21 protein-coding genes are annotated in these 23,874 nt (G+C 59.7%); 9 read left to right on the top strand and 12 right to left on the bottom strand.

Annotated elements, in window-relative coordinates; genetic code table 11:
* Positions 1 to 31: 31 nt before the first annotated feature.
* The 6 genes from ACXAG1_RS04980 to lgt all read right to left on the bottom strand — a co-directional run bounded on the left by ACXAG1_RS04980 (position 32) and on the right by lgt (position 5,273).
* Positions 32 to 559: a MotA/TolQ/ExbB proton channel family protein gene (locus ACXAG1_RS04980; protein WP_475091755.1), complete on the bottom strand. Its 528-nt coding sequence runs from the start codon at positions 557 to 559 to the stop codon at positions 32 to 34.
* A gap of 14 nt (positions 560 to 573) precedes the next feature.
* Positions 574 to 1,944 carry a MotA/TolQ/ExbB proton channel family protein gene (locus tag ACXAG1_RS04975; protein WP_475091753.1) on the bottom strand — a complete coding sequence of 457 codons (1,371 nt, stop codon included), beginning with the start codon at positions 1,942 to 1,944 and terminating at the stop codon, positions 574 to 576.
* Complete coding sequence (locus ACXAG1_RS04970) at positions 1,941 to 2,723, bottom strand: DUF3450 domain-containing protein (protein ID WP_475091752.1); 783 nt, start codon at positions 2,721 to 2,723, stop codon at positions 1,941 to 1,943. Before ACXAG1_RS04970 ends, ACXAG1_RS04975 begins: the two co-directional genes overlap by 4 nt.
* Positions 2,724 to 2,995: 272 nt before the next feature.
* A complete protein-coding gene (locus tag ACXAG1_RS04965) occupies positions 2,996 to 3,526 on the bottom strand; it encodes a dihydrofolate reductase (RefSeq protein WP_475119108.1) in 531 nt (176 codons plus the stop codon).
* Positions 3,526 to 4,359 carry a thymidylate synthase gene (locus ACXAG1_RS04960; protein ID WP_475119107.1) on the bottom strand — a complete coding sequence of 278 codons (834 nt, stop codon included), beginning with the start codon at positions 4,357 to 4,359 and terminating at the stop codon, positions 3,526 to 3,528. The genes ACXAG1_RS04965 and ACXAG1_RS04960 overlap by 1 nt, the downstream gene beginning before the upstream one ends.
* A 41-nt stretch (positions 4,360 to 4,400) precedes the next feature.
* Positions 4,401 to 5,273 carry a prolipoprotein diacylglyceryl transferase gene (lgt, locus tag ACXAG1_RS04955; protein WP_475119106.1) on the bottom strand — a complete coding sequence of 291 codons (873 nt, stop codon included), beginning with the start codon at positions 5,271 to 5,273 and terminating at the stop codon, positions 4,401 to 4,403.
* Positions 5,274 to 5,340: 67 nt separating this feature from the next.
* On the opposite strand from lgt, the gene ACXAG1_RS04950 reads away from it, so the two are divergent.
* The 5 genes from ACXAG1_RS04950 to mepK all read left to right on the top strand — a co-directional run bounded on the left by ACXAG1_RS04950 (position 5,341) and on the right by mepK (position 12,550).
* Entirely contained in the window at positions 5,341 to 6,171 is an 831-nt protein-coding gene (locus ACXAG1_RS04950) for an NRDE family protein (RefSeq protein WP_475119105.1), read from the top strand.
* Positions 6,172 to 6,570: 399 nt separating this feature from the next.
* Positions 6,571 to 8,541, top strand: a complete 1,971-nt coding sequence (locus ACXAG1_RS04945) for a L,D-transpeptidase family protein (RefSeq protein ID WP_475091747.1) — start codon at positions 6,571 to 6,573, stop codon at positions 8,539 to 8,541.
* A 339-nt stretch (positions 8,542 to 8,880) separates the two neighbouring features.
* Entirely contained in the window at positions 8,881 to 10,182 is a 1,302-nt protein-coding gene (locus ACXAG1_RS04940) for a L,D-transpeptidase family protein (protein WP_475091746.1), read from the top strand.
* A gap of 15 nt (positions 10,183 to 10,197) precedes the next feature.
* On the top strand, positions 10,198 to 11,526 hold the full coding sequence (locus ACXAG1_RS04935; RefSeq protein ID WP_475091745.1) for a L,D-transpeptidase family protein: 1,329 nt from the start codon (positions 10,198 to 10,200) through the stop codon (positions 11,524 to 11,526).
* A gap of 490 nt (positions 11,527 to 12,016) precedes the next feature.
* Positions 12,017 to 12,550 carry a peptidoglycan L,D-endopeptidase MepK gene (gene mepK, locus ACXAG1_RS04930; RefSeq protein WP_475091744.1) on the top strand — a complete coding sequence of 178 codons (534 nt, stop codon included), beginning with the start codon at positions 12,017 to 12,019 and terminating at the stop codon, positions 12,548 to 12,550.
* A gap of 85 nt (positions 12,551 to 12,635) precedes the next feature.
* On the opposite strand, the gene ACXAG1_RS04925 is transcribed toward mepK, so the two are convergent.
* Both ACXAG1_RS04925 and ACXAG1_RS04920 read right to left on the bottom strand, forming a co-directional pair.
* A complete protein-coding gene (locus tag ACXAG1_RS04925) occupies positions 12,636 to 13,787 on the bottom strand; it encodes an imelysin family protein (RefSeq protein ID WP_475091743.1) in 1,152 nt (383 codons plus the stop codon).
* A gap of 125 nt (positions 13,788 to 13,912) precedes the next feature.
* Positions 13,913 to 14,605, bottom strand: a complete 693-nt coding sequence (locus tag ACXAG1_RS04920; RefSeq protein ID WP_475091742.1) for a histidinol-phosphatase — start codon at positions 14,603 to 14,605, stop codon at positions 13,913 to 13,915.
* Positions 14,606 to 14,899: 294 nt separating this feature from the next.
* Here ACXAG1_RS04920 and rppH point away from each other — a divergent pair, with 294 nt between their 5' ends.
* Together rppH and ptsP are read left to right on the top strand one after the other, a co-directional pair.
* The gene (rppH, locus tag ACXAG1_RS04915) at positions 14,900 to 15,553 is read left to right on the top strand and encodes an RNA pyrophosphohydrolase (RefSeq protein ID WP_475091741.1); all 654 of its coding nucleotides are present in this window, start codon (positions 14,900 to 14,902) and stop codon (positions 15,551 to 15,553) included.
* 111 nt (positions 15,554 to 15,664) lie between these two features.
* Positions 15,665 to 17,944 carry a phosphoenolpyruvate--protein phosphotransferase gene (gene ptsP, locus ACXAG1_RS04910; protein ID WP_475119104.1) on the top strand — a complete coding sequence of 760 codons (2,280 nt, stop codon included), beginning with the start codon at positions 15,665 to 15,667 and terminating at the stop codon, positions 17,942 to 17,944.
* Positions 17,945 to 18,164: 220 nt separating this feature from the next.
* On the opposite strand, the gene gcvH is transcribed toward ptsP, so the two are convergent.
* Together gcvH and gcvT are read right to left on the bottom strand one after the other, a co-directional pair.
* The gene (gene gcvH / locus ACXAG1_RS04905) at positions 18,165 to 18,551 is read right to left on the bottom strand and encodes a glycine cleavage system protein GcvH (protein WP_043319474.1); all 387 of its coding nucleotides are present in this window, start codon (positions 18,549 to 18,551) and stop codon (positions 18,165 to 18,167) included.
* A 78-nt stretch (positions 18,552 to 18,629) separates the two neighbouring features.
* Positions 18,630 to 19,718 carry a glycine cleavage system aminomethyltransferase GcvT gene (gcvT, locus tag ACXAG1_RS04900; protein WP_475091739.1) on the bottom strand — a complete coding sequence of 363 codons (1,089 nt, stop codon included), beginning with the start codon at positions 19,716 to 19,718 and terminating at the stop codon, positions 18,630 to 18,632.
* Positions 19,719 to 20,060: 342 nt separating this feature from the next.
* Between gcvT and ACXAG1_RS04895 the strand changes: the two genes are divergently transcribed.
* Together ACXAG1_RS04895 and ACXAG1_RS04890 are read left to right on the top strand one after the other, a co-directional pair.
* Positions 20,061 to 21,842, top strand: a complete 1,782-nt coding sequence (locus ACXAG1_RS04895; RefSeq protein ID WP_475119103.1) for an SLC13 family permease — start codon at positions 20,061 to 20,063, stop codon at positions 21,840 to 21,842.
* Between the two features lie 137 nt (positions 21,843 to 21,979).
* The gene (locus ACXAG1_RS04890; RefSeq protein ID WP_475119102.1) at positions 21,980 to 22,681 is read left to right on the top strand and encodes a 2OG-Fe(II) oxygenase; all 702 of its coding nucleotides are present in this window, start codon (positions 21,980 to 21,982) and stop codon (positions 22,679 to 22,681) included.
* Positions 22,682 to 22,851: 170 nt separating this feature from the next.
* Here ACXAG1_RS04890 and ACXAG1_RS04885 read toward each other — a convergent pair whose 3' ends face one another.
* Together ACXAG1_RS04885 and ACXAG1_RS04880 are read right to left on the bottom strand one after the other, a co-directional pair.
* A complete protein-coding gene (locus ACXAG1_RS04885; protein ID WP_475119101.1) occupies positions 22,852 to 23,415 on the bottom strand; it encodes a CBS domain-containing protein in 564 nt (187 codons plus the stop codon).
* A gap of 125 nt (positions 23,416 to 23,540) precedes the next feature.
* Positions 23,541 to 23,837: a hypothetical protein gene (locus ACXAG1_RS04880; RefSeq protein WP_475119100.1), complete on the bottom strand. Its 297-nt coding sequence runs from the start codon at positions 23,835 to 23,837 to the stop codon at positions 23,541 to 23,543.
* Positions 23,838 to 23,874 lie beyond the last annotated feature (37 nt).

Below are 23,874 nucleotides of genomic sequence, written 5' to 3'. Positions count from 1 at the left end.
TCGATTGCGGCAGCAACACACTTGTGGTGCCTTAGTGATCCATCGTCAGATGGTCTTCCAGCAGCTGGCTTTCACGCTGGGCGGTACGGGTGATATAGGTGTTAGCAAATACACCGGACAGTGCGGTTACCATGCCCGCCATTGTCGGGATGGTCGCCATGGATACACCACTGGCCATTTGCTTGGCATCACCACCGCCGGTGATCGCGAGAACCTCAAACACGTTGATCATGCCCCAAACGGTACCCAGGAGGCCGAACAACGGCGCCAGGGCTACACAGGTCTGGATCATGTCCAAGTTGCTGTCGATTTTCTCGGATACCCGGGAAATCAGCGCGTAGCGGATCTGGTGGGCACCCCAGGATTTGCGCTCGGGGCGCGCTTCCCAGGTGTCCACAGCGCCCTGAACATCACTCTTCAGGCCACTCTTGAAGTAGAAGAACCGCTCGAAAATCAGCGTCCACATAAAGAAGGTCAGGCCGGCGATCAGGAGTAGTACTGGCCCGCCCGACGCCATAAAGGCGACAACGGCGGCCCATGCGTCATTCAATGCGTGCATGTTGCCGCCTCCTCTTATTTACGCTCAGCGTTTTCTGCAACGATACCGGCACTCTGCTCGTCCAGAATGTGCAGGATACGCTTGGCGCGGCCGTTCACTACGGTGTGCAGCAGTACAGTCGGGATAGCGACACACAGACCCAGAACGGTGGTTACCAGTGCAGAGGAGATACCGCCAGCCATTGCTTTAGGATCGCCCGCGCCGAAGATGGTGATCGCCTGGAAGGTTACGATCATACCGGTAACGGTACCCAGCAGACCCAGCAGCGGGGCTACCATCGCGATGATCTTCAGCAGGTTCAGACCGGATTCGATGGCCGGACGCTCTTTCAGCACCGCCTCTTCCATCTTCAGTTCCAGAGTCTCACCGTCTACGCCTTTGTTCTCTTCGGCTACAGCCAGAACACGACCCAGCGGGTTGTTGGTGTTCGGAGTAGAGGAACGCAGCTGAGCGTTAACTTTGGCGTTAACACCAGACAGTACGATCAGACGCCAGATAGCCAGCAGGATAGCGAATACACCCACCGCAGTGATGATGTAACCCACTTTGTCACCCTGGTGCCAGCGCTCAACAATGCTCGGGCTGTTGATCATGGCTTTCAGGTAGGAACCGCCGGTAGGACCAGTGGGGTCAACACCGAAGGCGGTGAAACCGCTGGTAGCTGCCTGCAGGTTCGAAGCCATTTTCTGGAAGTGACCATCAGGCTGGCGGATCAGTTCTGCCATCTTCTGGTTGTCGTTCATTTCCAGGTACTTGCCGTTGGAAACCAGGTTGAAGTTACCAACACGTACCACTTCCTGCTCAACCTGTTCACCGTCAGGCAGAATTACAGTGCCGTTAAACTTCACAACCTTACCGGCTTCTACGGTTTCACGCTGCAGTTCGAACCACAAACGCTCAATTTCCGGAATAGTCGGCAGTTTGGTAGCAGAGTTCATTTTGTCGATCAGCTGATCGAGGAACTCAGCACGGCCCGGGTACTGGGCGGAAACCAGAGAGCCGTCCAGGTTAGCGCGCAAGTCGCCAGCGGTGGAGGTCAGGTGACCGAACAGCTCTTTCAGAGAACCCAGACGCTGATCAAGCGCTTCGCGTTTCTGTTGAACCAGCAGTTCCTGGTCTTCGTACTTCTTCTCCAGCGCCGCGGAGCGGGCTTCTTCGGAAGCGCGCGTGTTTTCAGCCTGGCTCAGCAGGGAGGACTGATTAGCTTTCTGACGACGGAAGTCGGCTTCGCGTTTTTTGTGCTCGGCAGACTCGGAGATCTTGGAGCTCTGAACCATCTTCAGCAGCTGGTCCAGGGAGGAGGCTTTGTCCTGGGCAACAGCGGAAACGCTGATCAGGCCAGCAGCCGCTACGGCGAGAACGCTTTTGGCGATAGAGGTTTTCATTGCGCAGCCTCCGGAGCAGTAATCGGCAAAGTCATGATGTCGGTAGTAGCCTGTTTCTTGGCGATTTTCAGACCCTGCATGATGGCGCGACGGTATTCGCCGGAGTCAATCTCAACCCAGGCTTTCTGTTCTTTGTCATAGGCCAGGGAGATTTTGGAGTCAGTGGTCTGAGCTACCAGAGCGATACGACCAACCTGCAGTACGTTTACTTCGCGATCCTGACCGTTCACGTTCAGGGTGTCGCCGTAGCTGTCGATCTTACGGGCGTATTCAGATTCGAAATTGTACAGTTCCAGCACCTGACGGAATTTTTCCGCTACAGTGATATCGGAACGGTCCATATTGTTCTTAACTCCTTCGAGGTTGGCCTTACGCTCGGCCAGCTTGAAGGGGGCGTCCAGTTCGATGAACTGCTCCAGACCGTCCAGCATACGCAGGATCAGCGGCTGGATCTGACGCTCGATAACGGTTACCTGATCGATGGACTCGTCGAGATCCTTGATCACGGCCAGCTGGTTGGCCAGCTGTTTCTCGAGCTGACGGTTGTATACACGCAGACCGTCGATCTCTTTGTTTACTACCTTGAACTGCTGAAGCAGGTCGGAGGTTTCCTGAGCGATCTTGTCGATGCGCTTTTGAGATGCAGTGGCAGCAGCAGTTTTCTGCTCGCCAACCTTGAGTACGGTGTTGAGTGTGTCCGCAGTGGCTACGCTACCGTACAGTGCGCCGGCAGACAGCGCAGTGGTCAGCGCCACAGCCATGAATCGCTTGGTTTTCATTAGACCCCCCAGTGGGTTCAATATTTCACAACATGGTCGCGATGGATTAGCTGCCACAACGCGGTAGTTTTTGGTTTGAAGACAGCTAAGAGCCGCACATTGTAAACAGCCGATTTGATTATTCAAATGCGGATTGACTACGCCGTCCCGCCTGTGTAGCAAGGTAACACCCGGGTAACACCCGCGGGGTTCATGCACACATTTGCGGCGATCTACACTGTGCAACATTTGACCAACCCTACCCGAAAGAGTATTTTTTGGTCAAATTGTTTTTAAATAAACCTGTCGTACTGGACTAAGCAGTAGTTGTATTCATCCCGTTCCGAGGCCGGGTAACAGTCCCGGGCGACTTCTTGCCAGCCATTGCCGAACTCGGGGAAGAAGGCGTCTCCCTCCACTTCCGCATCCACCTCGGTGATATACAGCCGACGGGCCAGTGGCAGCGCCTGGCGATAGATCTCGGCGCCGCCGATCACCATCAACTCCCCCTGCCCCACTTCTTTCGCAGCGCGATCTGCCAATTTCAGGGCCGAATTTAGAGAGCTAACCACTTCAACGCCGTCTGCGCGCCAGTCGCTATTGCGGGTTATCACGATGTTCAGGCGCCCGGGCAGCGGTCGGCCGATGGATTCGAAGGTCTTGCGCCCCATCACCACAGGCTTGCCGAGGGTGGTGCGCTTGAAGAACTGCAGATCCCCGGAGATTTTCCACGGCAGTGCATTAGCGCGGCCAATGGCCCGGTTGTGCGCCATCGCCACAATCATGGCGACCGGAGTTTCGATCGAGATCTCATCCGCCGCCATCAGACTGCCACCGGTGCCGGGATATGCGGGTGGGCTTCGTAGCCCTTGAGCTCGAAGTCCTCGAAACGGAACTCGAACAGGTCTTTGACATCCGGGTTCAGCACCATCTGCGGCAGCGGCAGTGGCTCGCGGGCGAGCTGCTGCTCCACCTGCTCTGCGTGGTTGGAATAGAGATGCGCATCACCGAAGGTGTGCACGAAATCCCCCGGCTCCAGGCCACAAACCTGCGCCAGCATCAGCGTCAGCAGACTATAGGAGGCGATATTGAAGGGCACACCGAGAAAGATATCGGCGCTGCGCTGGTACAACTGGCAGGACAGCTTGCCGTCCGCCACATAAAACTGGAACAGGGCGTGACAGGGCGCCAGTGCCATCTTGCCGGCGCGGGCGTTGTCGCTTGGCGAAACGCCTTCATCCGGCAGATCCGACGGGTTCCAGGCACTGACAATCAGTCGGCGGGAATCCGGGCGGGTCTTTAGCTGGTGAACCAGCTCCTTAATCTGGTCGATATGACGGCCGTCGGCCGTGGGCCAGGAGCGCCATTGATAGCCGTACACCGGCCCCAGATCCCCCTCTTGCGTCGCCCACTCGTCCCAGATGCGCACACCGCTTTCCTTCAGGTAGGCGATATTGGTATCGCCTTTGAGGAACCACAGCAGCTCGTGAATGATGGAGCGCAAATGACATTTCTTGGTGGTGATCAGCGGGAATCCTTCGGCAAGGTCGAAGCGCATCTGATAGCCAAATACGCTGCGGGTGCCAGTACCGGTGCGGTCGCTCTTGAGGGTGCCGTTGTCGCGCACGTGGCGCATCAGGTCGAGATATTGCTTCATCTATATACAGGTCTTTAAATCGAATGCCAGTGAGCGGGCCATTATTTGGCCGCACTCTTTTTCAGTTTGCCGGCACTTTTGCTGGTCTCGGGCTTGAATTCGGGCTCTTCACCCTGGCCGCGCCCCTCCGGCAGCGGCTGGGTGCGATAGCTCCAGATCAGGAGCAGGATTCCGCCGACAATCATCGGCAGGCACAGTAGCTGGCCGCGGGTGAGCCAGCCAAACATCACTTCGATACCCACATCCGGCTGGCGAACGAATTCCACCAGGAAACGGAAAACGCCATACAGGAGGACAAACAGACCGCCTACCGCCAGACGCGGACGCGGCTTGCTGGAGTAAATCCACAAAACCACAAACAGCACCAGCCCCTCAAGAAAGGCCTGATACAGCTGTGAAGGGTGGCGCACCAGCAGCTCCGGGTCACGAGGGAACACCATACCCCAGGGGCCATCAGTCTCGCGGCCCCACAGCTCCTGGCCAATAAAGTTACCGACACGACCAAGACCGAGGCCGATGGGTACCAGCGGCGCCACGAAATCGATCAGTGCCGGGAAGGTCGTGCCGATCTTGCGGGCATAGATGGTGGCCGCCAGCATCACGCCGATCAGGCCGCCGTGGAAACTCATACCCCCTTCCCACACCTTGAACAGGCTGAGAGGGTGGGCCAGCAACTCGCTGAAGTTATAAAAGAACATGTAGCCGAGGCGCCCGCCTACCACCACGCCAATGGCGCAGAACAGGATCAGGTCCTCCACCTCCGACTTGATTACCGGCGACCAGGGTTTCTGTGCCCGGCGCATAGCCAGCCACCAGGCGGCGGCGAAGCCAGCCAGGTACATCAGTCCATACCAGTGAATCTTGAGTGGCCCAATGGCCAATGCGACGGGATCGATCTCGGGGTACGTCAGCATGCTGAAACCGCGGTTGGGAAAATTGGGCGTTATTATGGCACTGACAAAATGACGATTGCGAGCTGACATGTGCCTGTTGTTGATTGCCTATAAGCAACACCCCCGATTTCCCCTGCTGATTCTCGCCAACCGGGACGAATTCTATTCCCGCGCTACCGAGTCCGCGCACCACTGGCCGGGCGGCCGGATTACCGCGGGCCGGGACCTGGAAGCAGGTGGCACCTGGCTGGGGGTCTCGACGGGTGGCAGGGTGGCCGCGGTAACCAATGTGCGGGAGCCGCAGATGCCCGAACCGCGAGATGTCCTGTCTCGCGGAGAGATTCCGGTCAACTTCCTTGCCGGTGACCAGGCGCCGGAGCCCTTCGCCCGGAGTATTGCCGGGGCGCGTTACCGGGGCTTCAACGCCCTTCTCTTCGACGCGTCACTCCTGGAATCAGCAGACCAGCCTCTGATCTGCGCGGGCAACCGCCACCGGCCATTTGCCATGCCGCCGGGCGTGCACGGTATTTCCAACGGGGCACCGGATGCTCCATGGCCCAAGGTCACTCGCGGTTGCCAGGCCCTGTCCGAACTGGTTGCAGCGCTACCCGCATCACTGGACCGGGGCAATTTCGTTTCCCCGGCTCTGGCACTGCTTGCCGACACCCGGCGGGGGCCTGCCACTCAGCTGCCGGACACCGGTGTTGGCCGGGCAATGGAGTCCGCCCTGTCATCGATTTTCGTACGAATCGACGCAGACGATACGCTACCGGGCAGTTCACTGACGGCCGGTTACGGTACCCGGGTAAGCTCACTGGTCGCCGTCGACACCGACGGCGATGTGCAATTCTGGGAACAGGCCTACCTCAACGGACGGGTCAGTGGGTCCCCCGCTTATTTCCACCTGCCGGCGGCATGACCCGGCAGCCGTGACCGTGTTCCGCAGTTCAGGTCCAGGTCCCCGTCCACGCCTCAAAATGCGCCAGCCTGACGCCAATCTACCCCACCGGTTTGCGGCCTAACGCGAGGCGCGCCAGCAACCTAAGGTTAAATGATTCCAACGCCAAGCAAATTTCGCATTTGTTGCCATACTTAAATTCACAGGCAGGCGGATGTTGAGAAACGCGCAAGGCGACGTTCTCGGTACCCGCTTTAATAAAAGGAAGGTCGCGCGGGATGCTCGGCTAAGGTGCGCCGTCGCCGGAATTCGTTCTGGCGATTTGATGTGGATAGGTGCGCCGAAGGTTGGGAAGGTATGAACGATCGGGCCCCGGCTTCCGCACTGTAAACCGGCGCCCTGCAGTATCGCTGAGGTACCATGTCATATTTCATTCCAGAGCGTCGCAAACGCAAATCACCGCTGCCGCTGATTTTTCTCGGCAGCCTGTGCGTGTTCGCCCTCTATTACGCTTTCACTGCCAATCAGAAAACGGTCCCGGTTCTGCCGGAGAATGCCGTGCGCCCACACCTGGTGAACTGGCTGGAGAGCAACCCTGACGCCTGGCCCGCTCAGGACCCCATCTTCAACCCGGTGGCGGTGCGCCGTATCTATCGCCGCACCGACTACCGGTTGCTGTGGTTCGATAACTACAGCCTGAGCGACACCGCGAACGATCTGCTCAAGCAGCTCACCGCATCCAGCTCCGGCAACCCCAGCAGCATGGTGGATTACCGCTATCACCTGGGCTACTTCGACCGCACCCTGCGCGATACCCCGCAGCGCCTGCAAATGGCCGCGGTGCTCGATGTGCTGCTCACCGACGCGTTTATCTCCTACGCCCAGGACACTCAGCTGGACAAGTTGCGTCCACAGGCCCCGGAGCAGCAACCCCGCCTGCGTCTGCGCAAGAAGGACATCACCCCAGTCAACCTGACCGAGGGCGGCTTCCAGATGGCCAGCGCCGGCACCGAAGACCTCATCGACAGGGCAGCCCCGACGCTTTATGCAGCCAACGACAGTGGCCGCCAGTACTTCCGCGGCTACAACCGCGGTGGCCAGTCCGTAGACCGTTCTCGCTACTACACCCAGCGCTCCTCTCAAGGCCAGCAAGGCCGGGTGTACAGCAGCGGCTCGCGCTACGGCACCAGCCACAGTGCGCGCTACTCCACCCGCAGCTATCCACAGTCCTACCCCCGCGTGATGCCGCGCTTCCGCAACCTGTCCGAGGAAGGTTCGGGCCTGACACCGTCCCACGGTGAGGGGATGTACCGGGAGGAAAACACCCCGTTCGGCAGCGATGCCCAGGCCCTGCGCCAGGAGCTGGCCCGCTACCGCAACATGGCCGCATCCGGCCAGTGGCGCCCGCTTCCCGCCGGCCCGGCAATGACCCTCGGTGCCAAGCACGCGAATGTAATCCACCTGCGCAACCTGTTGTCGGTGTACGGGGACTATTACAGCTACGGTGGCGAGACCAACAGCAACCGCTTTGACCAGCGCCTGCACGATGCGGTAGTGCGCTTCCAGCGACGCCACGGCCTCAAGCCCGATGGTATCGTTGGCAAGCAGACTCGCCAGCGCATGAATATCTCGCCCTCCGCCCGTGCGCACATTATCGAGGCCAATATCCGCCGCCGGGAAAAACTGCCGGCCAACCTGGGGGACCGCTTTATCCAGGTGAACATTCCCGGGTACAGCCTCAACTATGTGGAGCAAGATCGCATCAAGCTCTCCATGAACGTGGTGGTGGGCAAGAAGATTCACCAGACACCGGAAATCAATACCCGTGTCGCCCGCGTGGTCTTCAACCCCACCTGGACCGTGCCTCGCAGCATCCTGGTGAACGAGATTCTGCCCAAGGCCCGGGCCAACCCGCACGGCATGGAAAACATGGGTTACCGGGTGGTCAATGGCAGTGGTGAATACCTGCCGCTGAACTCCCAGAACCTGAAGCGCGCGGCGGCTGGCGGCTTCCTTATGCGCCAGAAGGGTGGCGAGCAGAATATCCTCGGCCGGGTGAAGTTCGAGATCCCCAATGGCGACGATATCTACCTGCACGACACCCGTGCCAAGAGCCTGTTCAGCCTCACCGATCGGGACTACAGCCACGGCTGTGTGCGCCTGGAGAAACCGCGCCAGCTGGCCGAAGTGCTGCTGCGGGACGAGCCCGGCGACTGGAGCCGCTATCGCATCGAGCAGCTCACCACCGGTGACAACACTACCGAGGTGCGCATGAGCAAGAATGTGAAGGTGTATCTGACCTACTGGACAGCCTGGGTAGACGGCGAAGGGCGCATGAACTTCCGCCCGGATATCTACGGCAAAGATGGCCTCGCCGCAAACCAGTTCTAAGCGCACTCCACAACCGCAGGCGGTGCCACCACTCACCGCCCTGCGTCCGACTTCTCTCACTGCCCACTGAATTGCCGGGTGGAGGAACCACCCGGCCCCTTTCTCCTGCCAACCGCCCCACTGCCACCAATACCGACCCGCGCGCCACCCCCTCACAGCCCAGTGCTCACCGAGCATATTCCGAAAGATCCCGAGAACCCCCCGCGGCATACCCCAATCGTATTTGGCGCCAATCCAGTCACAAATTACCAATTAAGACACTGCGCGCAGCCGCGCGCGCCGAAGGTTGAGTGGTTTACGGGGCTGAATCCTTAGTCCCGACAGCGACAGGGGTCAGAGATGGGTAGCAAGTTGGGAATTCCAGCCAGCATTGGCGCAGCGATGGTTCTGTCGCTGTCCGTCGATGCTCTGGCGATGGACGAAGAGGTACCGGCACGGGAACAACAGTCCGGCTCGCAGCAAATCGAAAGTAAACGGCCAGCGCAAAAAACAGAAAAAGCGGACCAAACAGACTCTTTCACACCCTACAGCCCTTTCACCCCCTATGGACGCCAGTATGCGCTGATGCGCGAAGAACTTGCGCGCTACCGGGCCCTCAGTGCGGGTGAGGACTGGCAACCGCTGCCTTCTGGCCAGGCCCTGGCGCCGGGCATGCGCGACGAGCGCGTCAGGGTCCTGCGCAGCCTGCTGATGCAGTATGGAGACCTGGCCCTGGTCGACGATATGTCCGGTAGCAGCCTCGACAAGCAACAGGATACAAGTGCCACCAAGAACCCGGCGGACCTCTACGATCAGCAGGTACGCAATGCCGTGAAGCGCTTCCAGCGCCGCCACGGCCTGCGCGCCGATGGAATCGTCAATACCCACACCCGCAACGCCCTCAACACACCACCGGCCAAACGCCTGGCCACGCTGGAAGCCAATCTCCAGCGCTGGCAACAGATGCCGAAGGACCTGGGGCCGCGCTACCTGCTGGTCAATATTCCCGAGTACACCCTGCGCCTGATGGACGGCGAGGAAGAGCAATACCGCATGCGCGTGGTGGTCGGCAAAACCGAGCACCAGACACCCCAGTTGAGCACCCGCCTCACCCGGGTCGTGTTCAACCCTACCTGGACGGTGCCGCGCAATATCGCCGTGCGTGAGCTGTTACCCAAAGGCTCCGGCAACCTGTCTGCGGGGGGCTATCGACTGATTAACAACCGCGGCAAATCGGTCCCTTTCAGCGGCGCCAACCTGCGCGCACTGCGCCTGGGTAGCATCGCGCTCCAGCAGCGCGGTGGAGCCGGCAATGCACTGGGGCGGTTCAAGTTTGTGATTCCAAATCAGCAGGCCATATTCCTCCATGATACGCAGAAAAAAAACCTTTTCGGGCGCAGCCAACGCGCTTTTAGTCACGGCTGTGTGCGGCTGGAAAAACCTGACGAACTAGCCCGCATTGTTCTCGCCCAGCAAAGCCAACCCGGCAAATGGGATAGCGATCGTCTGGCGCGCTACACCACTGGAAGTCGCACACGCTCCGTCGCACTCGAGCAGCCGATCCCCGTGCATATCGTGTACTGGACCGCCTGGGTGGACGAAGAAGGACAGCTGAACTTTCGGCCGGACATATACCAGCGTGACCAGCTAAATGCCGAATGAGAACTGGGGGCAACCATGCATATCGACGACTACAGCAAGCACATCAAGTCGAAGTGCCGGCAGCGATCAGGGTTGCGGGACTGGGCCGTACAACCGCGCCAGACGCTGGCACTGGTTAGTTTCTGCGCCCTGTTACCGCTCTACGCTATCGCACAGATGGCCGAGCCGGCGCCTCCGGCAGAAACCGAGCAAAGCCTGCAGCAGCCACAGCAGGAAAATCAGCCCGGTGTGGCCCCTGAGGAACCGAAAGCAGATACACAGCACACCGACGAGAACGCCGGTCGCGCCATCGACTTTGCCACCACCGCCGCCGCGCTGCGTGAACAGGCCGCGCGATATCGCGAAATTGCCAACCACTGGCAACCGATTGCACAGGGCGCACCGCTACGCCCCGGTGACCAGGGCCCGCGGGTCGCGCAACTGCGCAAGATCCTGAGCCAGTACGGCGATTACCAAGGGGCACTGGGGCCCGTGATTGTGGAAAGCGACGTTTCAGACCGTTACGACGCAGGCCTCCAGCGCGCGGTTGAGAGCTACCAGCGTCGCCATGGCATGGAGGCTACCGGTCGCGCGGACGCGGCAACACTGCACGCGCTGTCACACCCCCCGCAGGAGCTGGCCAACAAACTCGAGATCAATGCCGAGCGCTGGGAAAAGCTACCCGCCAAGCCCGGCAACCGCTACATATTGGTCAATGTCCCAGACTTCCAGCTGCAACTGATCGACCAGCAGCGGGTTGTGCTCTCCATGAAAACCGTGGTGGGCAAAAGCAGCAAACGCACCCCGGACCTGACGACCAAAGTGGTATCGGTGGTATTCAATCCAACCTGGACCGTGCCCCGCAGTATCCTGCTCACCGATCTGCTACCGAAAGCGCGCAATTTTCCGGAAGCCATGCACAAGCGCGGTTACCGGGTGGTGAAATACGGCAGTAACACCACCACGCCGATCAACGATAAGAGCATCGAAAGTGCCGCTCGAGGCAAGGCCACCCTGCGCCAGATCGCCGGCCCGGGGAATACCCTCGGGCGGGTGAAGTTTGTGATTCCCAACAAGCAGGCCATTTTCCTGCACGACACCCAGGCCCAGAGCCTGTTCGAACTGCGCCACCGTGCCTTCAGTCACGGGTGTATCCGCCTGCAACAACCGGAAGAACTGGCCTATGCACTCCTGGGCAAACAGGGCTGGGACCGCACCCGGGTTGCACAGGCAACCACCGGCGACGAATCTGTCACCATCAAGGTGGACAACCCGCCGCGACTCTTTATTGCCTACCTGACGGCCTGGGTGGACGCCATCGGCCAGGTACAGTTCCGCCCGGACATCTACCACCGGGACCGCTAGCACTCAGAACGCCCAGTCAGTCACTGCCAGCGGGGAGGTCAATATACCTCCCCGCGCACGCAGCCTCCGATACCGGCCCGCCCCAAAAACCGCTCAAAATGCACCGAGAAACACCCGATTGCGACGCGAACCTCCCCTTGCACGCGCGCAACCAGCCGGTTCCGTCGGATAAGCATCCACCACCCAACTGAAAACCCTGTACCCGAAACCCGCAAGTCACAGAAAAATAATTTCCCATTAATGACAACGCTGTCACCATATTTTTAAAGGTTCCCGGAGGTGAGTAGGCAAAATAAGTCCGAGCCGCCTAGTGTATTAGAAAAAAATAGCCAGGTTATTTTTTGATCAATTTGTTATCAGAGGCGATCAGTTTGTAACCAAAGATTATTTTTTATACAGTGCAGACATCGCGAGAGACACCGGAAGCCACTCGAAGACTAGAGGCCCCCAAGGGCACAACTCACTCAGACACCAAAGGCGGTAACAGGGTATGAAAGAACTTTCCAGACGCAGGTTTTTAGCAGTTTCTGCAGCTACCGCGGCGGCGGTTTCGGCCGGCCCCGCTATGGCAAAAGTGGGCAAGTCGCGCAATCTGAAAATGCGCAACCTGCACACCGGTGAACGCCTGAGCACCGCCTACTGGGCGGATGGCGACTACGATAGCAGCGGCCTCAAGCAGTTCAACCGACTGCTGCGCGACCACCGCGCCAATGAGGTAACGCGCATGGACCCGAAACTGTTCGACATCGTGTACAAGCTTAAGGAAAAACTGAACTACAACGGTGAGATCGAGATTATCTCCGGATACCGCTCTCCCAAAACCAACGCCAAGCTCCGCGCAGCAGGCCGCGGTGTGGCACGACGCAGCTACCACACCCGTGGTATGGCTCTGGACATCCGCATGCCGGGTGTATCTCTGTCCAAACTGCGCCAGGCTGCCATCAACCTGAAAGCAGGTGGTGTGGGTTACTACCCGAAGAGTAACTTCGTACACGTGGACACCGGCCCGGTACGTCGCTGGTAATCAGCGGCATACCTACCTGAAATCAGGCAGGGCAAAAACCGAAAAACCCAGGCACTGCCTGGGTTTTTCGCGTCTGGACGTTTGCTCAGTCTTCTGCCGGTATCGTCACGCTCACCGGTGTCATTTCTTCTTCGGCCGCGGGGACTTGGGTATCTCCGGATATAAGCCCCATCAGTTTTTCAACCTGTTGGCGGCTGCGCTGGAGTTCTGTCGGGGCTGCCAGTTCGATCGGATCTTCCATCTTCAGCAGCCGCTCTTCCAGCCGACCAAAGGTTTCCGCAAGTGCCATCGTCTGATGGCGATCCAGCAGCAGATCTGCGAGGCCGCTGCCAGCTCCCGGCAACCAGGCAACCTGAACATTGCGCAGCATCGCCAGTAATGCCTGCTTGGAATTCGCCGCCAAGCCACTTTCTACATCGCTTTCGGAACTCTCCGGAATACGCGGCAACACCTGATTCCGCAGCAGGTCGATATGCGCGGCTCGAATCCGCTGCAGACGCGCCACCGGATCTCGCGCCAGGTAAGGCTGGGACAGATCGTTGGCAGTCACCGGCCAGCGATTGGCCAGCTGAGCCAGATCTTCACTGATACCTTGAGAAATCAACCGGGTCAGCTCCCTGCGTCGATTAGAGGCCTGTGCCTTCGGTTCTTCGCCACCACTGGATTCGGTAAATTGCTCAGCGGAGCGCTCGCCGGTCGGTCCCCACAACATAATTTCCAATGCGTGGAAGCCGGTACTCGCCTCTTCATGCGCGGTGAGCCGGTGCTGCTTGCGCAGGTTCGCCAGTGTCAGCTCGATGGCCGTGTCATTGACGATACCGCTGGTGGAGTAACCCGGCACCGTGTCCAGATACCCCGCCTGCACCGGCCAGCTATTCAGCGCCAGCAACAGGTCTTTCCCCTGTTGCTGCAGGGGCGGCGGTGCAAATGCCACCTCGATAAATGGCATGGACGCGGCAAATTCCCGGTGAGCATCCAGCCACGCCAGCTTGGCCGATTCGAGGTGATCCTCGGTCGGTGTCATCAACAACTGCGCCACTGCCCGCTCCAGAGCCTGGGCCGCCGCCTGCGCATCGATAACCTGCGCCTGCCCAGCTCCCCAATACTCCGCGGAATAGGCGCCGGCAGCAGCTTCGTTCACCGCCTGTGTCGGCGCGGGAGCCACTTCGGCTTCCTCAATGGTTTGTGCAGGCTTTCTTTCGCAGCCACTACCCAATACCAGCACACCGCTGAGCATCAGCGCCAAAGACCCCCGGAATCGCACCCCTTGAGATACTGCGTTTTTTAGCTGTTCAAACAAACCCTGATACCCTGTGTATTAATACATTTCGATTGGCACTCCGATAACGATAGCCCGCCGGGTTACCATTCCAGAGCACTGGCAAAATCTTCTTGTTCGCCGCGCAGACTGATGATTTTCCAGCCGCGGGCGATGGCCTCCTCGCGCAAGCGGTTGTCGGGATCGACCGCCACGGGAAACTCGACCTGCTGCAGGAGCGGCAAGTCATTAATGGAGTCGCTGTAAAACCATTTCTCACCCTCGGCGTATTGCGGGTGCGCGTCCAGCCACTGCTGCAGCCGCACCACCTTACCCTCCTGAAAGCAGGGCTGACCGGCCACCTGACCAGTAAACTTGCCGTCCACCTCTTCGGGCTCGGTCGCCAGCAGGGAGTCCACTTTCAGACGATCGACGATCGGCTCCACCACGAAGCGATTGGTAGCGGTAATGATCATGATGTGATGACCAGCATCGCGGTGTTTCTGGATCAGTGTTTCCGCATGGGGCAACCAGATATCACCGATGACTTCTCGCATGAATTCCTGCTGCAGATTCTGCAGTTGCCCCCGGGACAGTTGCGCCAGAGGCTCCAGGGCAAACGACAGGTACGCGAAGATATCCAACGCGCCCTGTTGGTAATCCCGATAAAAGCGGTCGTTCTCACTGCGGAATCGCTCGCCATCCACACAATCACGCTCGACCAGAAATTCGCCCCAGGCATGGTCGCTATCGCCACCGATCAGGGTGTTGTCCAGATCAAAAATCGCCAGCTGCACAGAAATCTCCTTAGTTGACTATAGGGCACCGGTGGCGCACAGGTTGCCCTGCGATGGAATTTTTTACGCCAAATTCAGACCCGTTCACACCCTGGTGCGGACGGAGGTACCACTTCCATTGTTTGCCGCCCCTGATTCAGGGCGGGAGATTTTACCTTGCCCACCAAGACGTTACATCGACCATCTCACTGAATTGCCGTAAACCGGTCCCTGTGGAACAATGCAGGACATTATGGTGCGCTGGGGTTACTCCCCCTTGACGATTTGTGCACCGACAAAATTGAGGACGGTATTTTGGGCGACGGCAAGCAGACACCCGCCGGGCGTAAGCACCGCCGCAAACCCGCCAGATCTTCCGCGCGCAATGACCGCCCCAGCGGCGGCAAGTCCCAACGCAAAGCCGCTGCGGAATCATCTGGTACGACTTCGGACAACGACAGCAATATCGACAGCGAGGGCTTCCGCCCCAATGTCGGCATCATTGTCCTGAATGAGCGCGGCCAGGCTCTCTGGGCGCGCCGGGTAGGCGGAAAGGACGCATGGCAATTCCCGCAGGGGGGCATTAACCCCGGCGAATCCCCGGAACAGGCGCTGTACCGGGAGCTGTATGAGGAAATCGGGCTGACCCGCAGCCAGGTGACCCTGCTCGGCAGCACCCGTGGCTGGCTGCGCTACCGCCTTCCGCACCGGCTAGTACGGCGGCGCTCGGAACCTTTGTGCATCGGCCAGAAGCAAAAATGGTTCCTGTTGCAGCTGAACGCCGAGGAAAGCAACATCAGTTTCAATAATGGCTACAAGCCAGAATTTGATCACTGGCGGTGGGTGAGTTACTGGCACCCGCTGACCAAAGTGGTGACCTTCAAACGAGAGGTCTACCGGCGCGCCCTTACAGAGCTGGCGCCCACACAAATACAATTGGAAAGACGCTGGCTGAAGCGCGACCAGTAACCCCGCCCAGGCGGTGCCCCGACAAAGATCCAGGCCCCGCCCCCGGGAGCGCGCTCAGCAGCGACGACGCCGGCATCAGACCGGCGTGGAAATTCGGCGAGGAAAGCCATTTTGCTCGGATCACTGCGCAGTATTGTTCAGGAAGTAAACACCGCACGGGACCTGCCCTCGGCGCTGGATATCATTGTCCGGCGGGTGCGCGATGTTATGCAGACCAAGGTCTGCTCGGTCTATCTGCGCGACAAACACTCCGGCAATTATGTGTTGATGGCCACCGAGGGCCTCAACCAGGACTCTGTGGGCCAGGTGCATATGGCGCCCGGCGAAGGCCTGGTGGGCAACGTGGCCACCCGCGAGGAACCCATCAACCTGGAACACGCCGAGGCCCACCCCGCGTACCAGTACTTTCCCGCCACCGGGGAAGAGCGCTTCTCCGCGTTTCTCGGCACCCCCATCATTCACCACCGCAACGTACTTGGTGTACTCGTGGTGCAGCAGGCCGAACGCCGCCGCTTCGACGAGGGTGAAGAAGCCTTCCTCGTCACCCTGTCTGCCCAGCTTGCCGGTGTGATCGCCCACGCCGAAGCCACCGGCGCCCTGGCCACCATGGGCCAGCAGCGCAACGAGGCCAAATTTACCGGCCTCGCCGCTTCCCCAGGCATAGCCATCGGCCGCGCACATATCGTCGCGCCACCGGCCAACCTGGCCACAGTGCCCTTCGCCTGTTCGATGGATGTGGATGCGGAACTGGCCCTGTTCCAGCAGGCCCTGGCCGCGGCCCGCAGTGAAATCCGCGAAGTGGGCGAGCGCCTCAAGAACGACCTGAACAAAGAAGAGCGCGCCCTGTTCGACGCCTATATCAGCATGCTCGACGACAGTTCCATCGCCGTCGAGGTGTGTGAGCGCATTCGCCAGAAGCTCACCGCAAGCCGCGCCTGGGCCGAAGTCATGCTGGAGCATGTGCGGCGCTTTGAGGCCATGTCCGACTCCTACTTCCGCGACCGCGCCGCCGATGTGCGCGACCTGGGCGCGCGAGTATTGATGCACCTGCGCCAGCAGGAACAGAGCCAGCGGGATTACCCGACCAACACCATTCTGATTGGCGAGGAGCTGACCGCCTCGGTACTCGCCGACGTACCGCGAGAAAAGCTCGCCGGCCTGGTCTCGGTAAAGGGCTCCTCCAACAGCCACGTCGCCATTCTCGCCCGCGCCATGGGCGTGCCCGCGGTAATGGGCGCCCAGGAACTGCCCTGGGAGCAGATCGACGGCGTCGACATGATCGTCGACGGTTACCGCGGCGACCTGCACCTGCAACCGGGCCCCGAGCTCCGCCGCCACTACGAAGCCATCGTCGCCGAAGAGCGCGAACTGGCGCGCAACCTCGATCACCTCGCCAAACTGCCCGGGGAAACCGCCGACGGCCACCGGGTGCGCCTGTGGGTCAACACCGGCCTGATGGCAGATGTCGTGCGCTCCCTGGAACGCGGCGCCGAAGGTGTCGGCCTCTATCGCACCGAAGTCCCCTTCCTCCTGCGCGACCGCTTCCCCTCAGAAGAAGAGCAGCGGGAGATTTACCGGGAACAGCTGCAGGCCTTCGCCCCGCGCCCGGTGACCATGCGCACCCTGGATATCGGCGGCGACAAAGCCCTCACCTACTTCCCCATCGAGGAAACCAACCCCTTCCTCGGCTGGCGCGGCATCCGGGTCACCCTCGACCACCCGGAGATTTTTTTGGGACAAGTGCGCGCCATGATGAAAGCGAGCCTCGGGCTCGACAACCTGCGCATCATGCTGCCGATGATCACCGGCGTCAGCGAAGTGGAAGCCGCGCGCAAACTGGTCATCCGCGCCTACGACGAACTGATCGACGAAGGCTACGCCATCAAGCGCCCGCCGCTCGGCATCATGATCGAAGTCCCCTCCGCGGTGTACCAGGCCCGCGAACTGGCCAAGCGCGTCGACTTCATGTCCGTGGGCAGCAACGACCTCACCCAGTACCTACTCGCCGTAGACCGCAACAACAGCCGTGTTGCCAGCATCTACCACAGCTTCCACCCCTCGGTACTGCAGGCATTGCTGCAGGTGGTCACCGCCTGCCACGAAACCAGCACCAAGGTGGGTATTTGCGGTGAGTTGGCGGGAGACCCGGGCGGCGCACTGCTGCTGGTGGCCATGGGCTACGACGTCCTCTCCATGAACGCCACTAACCTGCCACGGGTAAAAGCCGCATTGCGGGAAGTGAACAAATCCGATCTCGATCGGTTGCTGCAACAGATACTGACCATGGAAAGTCCGGAGCAGATTGAAGAAAAACTGCACGGGTATTTACAGGATCTGGGGATTGGCGGGTTGGTGCAGCCGCAGAAGGCGGAAGCGAGTTCAGATTCGTAATTCAGTAGATTGGCACAATGCGAAATGCGCAGGTGTGGATACCGTGTATAGCCTTGCGAGACCTTCCGCGAGAGGGACCTCGCGGAAGAGCCCCCATGGATGGGTTCACGGCGTGTCTCGCAAGGCTATACACGGTAGCCGCGCCGCCACTAAACCAGTTCAGAACGAAAAACGCCGGGCAATTGCCCGGCGTTTTTGTTTGCGGAGTCGAAGACTGTGATCAGTCGTCGTTCTCTGCCTTGTACGCGTCCGCGTCCAGCAGCTTTTCCAGCTCGCTCTCATCGCTCGGCTTGATCTTGAAGAACCAACCGTCGTCGTACGGGCTGGAGTTCACGGTTTCCGGCTCGTCTTCCAGTGCTTCGTTGATCGCAATCACCTCACCGGAAATCGGCGCATAGATATCACTCGCCGCCTTCACCGACTCAACCACACCGGCCTCTTCACCGGCAGACACCGTCTGACCCACTTCCGGAGTTTCAACGTAAACCACATCACCCAGTGCATCCTGGGCGTGATCGCTGATGCCCACGGTAACAGTGCCATCTTCTTCCAGACGCGCCCACTCGTGGCTGGAAGCGTATTTCAGTTCGCTGCGAATCTCGCTCATGGGTTCTTCCCTCAAATAAGCTCAAAAAATACTGTAAACAGTGTATCCATTCGTCAGGCCAAAAGCCCAACCGCGTGCTCACACCAGCGACTTGCCGTTGCGCACAAAACTCGGTTTTACCACCCGCACCGGAATCAACTTCTTGCGGATTTCCACCTGTGCGGTATCACCTACCGTCACCGGCACCCGGGCCATCGCAATGGAAAAACCCAGGGTCGGAGAGAAAGTGCCGCTGGTGATGATACCGCGGCGATCACTCTCGTCCACCACAACCTGCTGACCAGCGCGCAGAACACCGCGTTCTTCCAGCACCAGGCCCACCAGCTTGTTTTCCACACCCGCGGCTTTTTCCCGCTCCAGCGCCTCACGGCCAATAAACTGGCGGTCTTCCGGTTCCCAGGCGATAGTCCAGGCCATATTCGCCTGCAGGGGCGAAGTATCGTCGTCCATCTCGTGGCCGTACAGGTTCATACCCGCCTCCAGGCGCAGGGTATCCCGCGCACCGAGACCACAGGGTGCCACACCGGCATCCGCCAGCGCGCGCCAGAAACCCGGTGCATCTTCATTGTTCAGCATGATTTCCAGGCCGTCTTCACCGGTGTAACCGGTGCGCGCCACAAACCAGTCGCCGCGGGAAACGCTATTGAATACCTTGAGACCGTCGATCGCCGCAGTCCAATCGATGCCCAGCACTTCCTTCACCTTGCCGATGGCCTCAGGGCCCTGAATCGCTACCATCGCCAGGTGCGGGCGTTCGGTCAGGGTTACCTCAAAAGCCTCGGCCTGCTCATTCATCCACGCCAGGTCTTTCTCGCGGGTAGCGCAGTTGACCACTACACGGTAGCCGGGATCGCGCAGGTATACGATCAGGTCGTCCACCACGCCGCCCTTTTCGTTCAGCATACCGGTGTAGAGCGCCTTACCCGCATTGCCATCCAGCTTGGCCACATCGTTGGCCAGCAGGGTGCGCAGGTAATCGCGGGCGCCTTCGCCGTCGACATCCACCACGGTCATGTGGGAAACGTCAAACATGCCGGCGGACTTGCGCACCTTGTGGTGCTCTTCCAGCTGCGAGCCGTAGTGCAGCGGCATATCCCAGCCACCAAAGTCCACCATTTTGCCGCCCATGGCGACGTGGGCATCGTAGAGCGCGGTTTTATTTCCCATTCTGAGCTGAATCCCGTGTCGGTTATTGTCTATCGAGCATTTGCCTGAAAGCCGCGTATTCTACCGGCGGCACAACAGGGCTTACCAGATGCCGATACTCTGCAAAGACTAGCAGCCGCAGTGAAAAATATGCTCGCCCGGATAATCTGGAGGGGAATAGCAGCCGCCGGCGGGTTTTTCATCGAATAGATCCCCAGGGCCCAACCGCGCATAATCGTCTGCTCGCTATATAAATATGCGAAAAAATAACTTTTGGTGATAAACCGTTTGCAGTAGCTTTAGCCGTCAAGCGGGCCACACCGGCCCACCTGCGCAATCATCAACCGAATAACTTACCCCGCTATGGATTGGTCTGGCTGGTTTTCCCTGTCTCTCGTCTTCGCCGTTCTGGCCACACTGATCTTTACCCGTGTGCACGCCTACCTGGTGATGATGGCCGCGCTTACCCTGCTGAGCGTTACCGGCATCCTGTCGCCGGCAGAAGCCCTGTCCGGGTTCAGCAATAGCGGCCTGATTACCGTCGCCGCCATGTTTGTAGTGGCCACCGGCATCCACGCCTCCGGCGGTATCGACATGCTGGTAAAGCACCTGCTGGGGCGCCCCAAGACAACCCGCTCCGCCATGTTGCGGGTCTTCGCACCGGTGGTGGCCCTGTCCGGCTACCTCAACAACACCCCGGTGGTGGCCACCATGATTCCCGCGCTGAATGCCTGGGCCAAGCGTATTGATATCGCGCCCTCCAAGCTGATGATCCCACTTAGCTATGGCGCCATCCTCGGTGGCACCCTGACGCTCATCGGTACCAGCACCAACCTGGTGGTCAATGGCCAATACCAGTCGATCACTGGCAACGAGGGCTTTTCCCTGTTCTCCATCGCTGCGGTGGGCCTGCCCGCGGCACTGGTTGGCGTAATGTTTATGCTGATCTTTTTCCCGCGCTGGCTGCCGGATCGCCGCGAGAAGCAGCCGTTTGACAACCTGCGGGAGTTCACCCTGGAAGTGGCGGTGGACAGCAGGGGGCCGTTAGTAGGCCAGACCGTGGAAGACGCGGGCCTGCGGGGGCTGCGCCGGGTATACTTGGTAGAGATCGACCGGGACAACCGGGTAATCACCCCGGTTCGGTCCGAGGAGAAGCTGCGTGGTGGCGATCGCCTGGTATTCGCCGGCGATACCGAAGCCATTTCCGACCTGCTGCGTATGCGCGGTATTGTGCCATCGGACCACGATCACGAGGAGGCCGCACTCAAGGGAGGCTTTGAGGAGCGCAGCCTGGTGGAGGTGGTGGTTTCCCCACACTGTGAGGTGATTGGCAGCACTATCCGCGATGCGCAGTTCCGCAAGCGCTACGGCGCCGCGGTACTGGCGGTGGCGCGCCAGGGTGAGCGAGTATCCGGCAACCTGGGCAGTACCAAATTGAAGGCCGGTGACACACTGCTGCTGGAGGCACGCCCCGGTTTTGTGCTGCGTCAGCGCTACAGCAAGGACTTCCTGCTGATCAACGACCTGGAGGCGCAAAGCCCACGCCACGAAAAAGGCCTCACCGCCTGGCTGATCCTGATCGCCATCGTTCTGGCCGCGGGCACCGGTCTGATCAGCATGCTGAATGCGTCCCTGATCGGTGCCGGCGCCATGCTGGTGACCCGCTGCTGCTCGGTGAACCAGGCGCAGAAGAGCCTGGATCTGCCGGTGCTGATTACCATTGCAGCCTCCTTTGCCCTGGGTGTGGCGCTGCAAAAAACCGGCGTGGCGGGGGTGCTGGCGGAGGGGGTAATTTCCCTGTCTTCCGGTCATCCCTGGCTGATGCTGATACTGGTGTACCTGTGCGTCTCCCTGCTCACGGAGATGGTCACCAACAATGCAGCGGCGATCATCATGGTGCCCATCGTGCTGCAGATCACTGGCAGCGCCGGGCTGAACCCGGAACCGTTTATGTTTGCGGTGATGATGGCGGCCTCTGCCAGCTTCGCCACGCCGCTGGGTTACCAAACCAACCTGATGGTGTACGGGCCCGGCGGCTACCGCTTCTCCGATTACCTGAAGGTGGGTATCCCGATGAACCTGCTGGTGGGGGCGGTGACCATCACCATCCTGCTGACGAACTGGAACCTGGTGCTGGGGCAGTAACGGGTCCGGCCGGTGTGCCGGTAAATTTTTGTGGCGCGGGGGCGCGGGCGGGGTTATAAAGTCGGCCCTGTTCAACCCGCTGCGCCCGGCACCACGCCGCTCCTCCCTCCCGCGCAGCCCTTGCGGAACCAACCTGTTTGAACGCTGCCTTTTCCATTGCGGAAGCTCTCCCGCAGTCTTTTGCCGAGCGCGACTGGCGCCGCGGTCCCGATGGTGACGACCCGCTGGGTCGCATTGCCACTGCATTGCGCGAGACCGGCTATATCGTGTTGCCGGCACCGCTGCCGCCCACTCTGCTGGGGTCGATGTTGCGACATTTCCGTTCGATCGATCGGGAGCGTTTTCAGGCGGCGGGTATTGGCCGGGAGCAGGAGCACCAGCTGAATCAGTTTGTGCGTACGGATGAGATTTTCTGGCTGGACCGTTCGAACCCGTCGGTGGCGGCGTATCTGAGCTGGGCGGAGACGTTGCGGCTGGGGCTGAACCGGCGGCTATTTCTGGGGCTGTTCGATTACGAGTGCCACTATGCGCGCTACGACCGCGGCAGTTTTTACAAGAAACATATGGATGCGTTCAAGGGCAGTACGAACCGGGTGGTGAGTACGGTGCTGTACCTGACGCCGAACTGGCAGCCACAGGATGGCGGTGAGTTGCAGATCTATGCGCCGGACAGTGATGAGGTGATCGAGAAGGTGGCGCCGCGATTCGGGCAGATGGTGATTTTCCTTTCCGAGGAATTCCCCCACGAAGTCCTCACCAGCCACCGCCCCCGCTATAGCGTTACCGGCTGGTTCCGGGTGAACAACAGCCTTGGGGAAAATATCGACCCGGCCCGATAAATCTTCATAGCCGGTCCTGTGGCGGCGCTGCTACCACCGGCGAGCTTATGAGACACGAGCTAGGCGCCCCCCCTCAACCCATCCATGGGGGCTCTGCAAAAACATCCTGTTTTTGAAGGTCTCATAAGCTCGCCGGTGGTATCAGCACCTTCGCATAAACCTCTGAGGCACTAATGCACCGCCACTTCCCGCACCATCGCTGCCATATTCGCCGGACGATCAATAGGGAAATCGAGGTGCAGTCGCGCGCACACATCTTCCGCGCTGATCACACCGCGCACGTGGTGGTTGTCGGTATCCACAACCAGGCAGTGGCGCTGTCCACTCTGGCGCATGGCGAGCAGTACATCGCGAATTTTGGCACCCTTTAACTGGCCGAGTTTCATTTGCTGTAAATGATTGCGGCGCTGCATCAAATCGCCCACGGTCAACTCACCGCGCACTTCACCCGCAGCTACCCGCTGCATGACTCTCTGGTAAGAAACATCTTCAGCGGTGAGCAGTCCGATAAAGTCGCCGCGGTGGTCCATGACCAACACCCAGGCGAGGTGGCCGGTGCGCAGGACCTGGGCGGCGTCCAGTGCGGAGACGGAGGCGGTGAGTATGGCTGGGTGGTGTTTTTTGAAGTCGGTGACGAATTTCAGTGCCGGCGAGTCGAGGCTCAGTTCGTGAAATTCTTCGGGGAATACGAGTTTGTCCGCATCTTCCAGTGGAATCAGGTCCAATTTTTTCATAGCAATACTTCTCTTCTGTATTTTTCGGGCGCACGCTGCCGCTGTCGGGGTGAGCGATTTTTTCGCGCGATTGCAGCCCGATTATTCTGTCGGCACCAGTGGCGCCGCTCGGTAGATGATTCGATTTAAGAAATATATTGCTGAGCGGGAGGCCCGCGGATGGTGTGGGCAGCGCGTGCCGCGGAAGAGATATGTACTGGGAAAGTTATCGTGGATGCGATAACCGAAACGGGGGGATTGAGCGCGGCGTGTTCGGCAACGGCCGCAGGTTCATGATCGGCCTGGGGTGATTCGCCGTCTCGCTGTAGCAGGACACGTACGACCTTGTCTGCAGAATCCAGCTGCACGCCTGCCGTCTCTACGCGGCCTTCGGCGCAGAGCAGCATGGATTGCATCAGTATCAGCAGGATTCCGAAACGCACGCTACAGATCTCTATACGGGTTTAAATTTTTTCTCAG

Source organism: Microbulbifer sp. ABE4_465 (assembly GCF_056160765.1).
The sequence above is the reverse complement of the archived record's forward strand: the minus strand, read 5'-3'. Positions and strand labels throughout refer to the sequence as shown.

Coding starts and splice junctions, on each gene's coding strand:
- ACXAG1_RS04980 (WP_475091755.1), bottom strand. CDS start 559: ATGCACGCATTGAATGACGCATGGGCCGCCGTTGTCGCCTTTATGGCG.
- ACXAG1_RS04975 (WP_475091753.1), bottom strand. CDS start 1,944: ATGAAAACCTCTATCGCCAAAAGCGTTCTCGCCGTAGCGGCTGCTGGC.
- ACXAG1_RS04970 (WP_475091752.1), bottom strand. CDS start 2,723: ATGAAAACCAAGCGATTCATGGCTGTGGCGCTGACCACTGCGCTGTCT.
- ACXAG1_RS04965 (WP_475119108.1), bottom strand. CDS start 3,526: ATGGCGGCGGATGAGATCTCGATCGAAACTCCGGTCGCCATGATTGTG.
- ACXAG1_RS04960 (WP_475119107.1), bottom strand. CDS start 4,359: ATGAAGCAATATCTCGACCTGATGCGCCACGTGCGCGACAACGGCACC.
- lgt (WP_475119106.1), bottom strand. CDS start 5,273: ATGCTGACGTACCCCGAGATCGATCCCGTCGCATTGGCCATTGGGCCA.
- ACXAG1_RS04950 (WP_475119105.1), top strand. CDS start 5,341: ATGTGCCTGTTGTTGATTGCCTATAAGCAACACCCCCGATTTCCCCTG.
- ACXAG1_RS04945 (WP_475091747.1), top strand. CDS start 6,571: ATGTCATATTTCATTCCAGAGCGTCGCAAACGCAAATCACCGCTGCCG.
- ACXAG1_RS04940 (WP_475091746.1), top strand. CDS start 8,881: ATGGGTAGCAAGTTGGGAATTCCAGCCAGCATTGGCGCAGCGATGGTT.
- ACXAG1_RS04935 (WP_475091745.1), top strand. CDS start 10,198: ATGCATATCGACGACTACAGCAAGCACATCAAGTCGAAGTGCCGGCAG.
- mepK (WP_475091744.1), top strand. CDS start 12,017: ATGAAAGAACTTTCCAGACGCAGGTTTTTAGCAGTTTCTGCAGCTACC.
- ACXAG1_RS04925 (WP_475091743.1), bottom strand. CDS start 13,787: ATGCTCAGCGGTGTGCTGGTATTGGGTAGTGGCTGCGAAAGAAAGCCT.
- gcvH (WP_043319474.1), bottom strand. CDS start 18,551: ATGAGCGAGATTCGCAGCGAACTGAAATACGCTTCCAGCCACGAGTGG.
- gcvT (WP_475091739.1), bottom strand. CDS start 19,718: ATGGGAAATAAAACCGCGCTCTACGATGCCCACGTCGCCATGGGCGGC.
- ACXAG1_RS04895 (WP_475119103.1), top strand. CDS start 20,061: ATGGATTGGTCTGGCTGGTTTTCCCTGTCTCTCGTCTTCGCCGTTCTG.
- ACXAG1_RS04885 (WP_475119101.1), bottom strand. CDS start 23,415: ATGAAAAAATTGGACCTGATTCCACTGGAAGATGCGGACAAACTCGTA.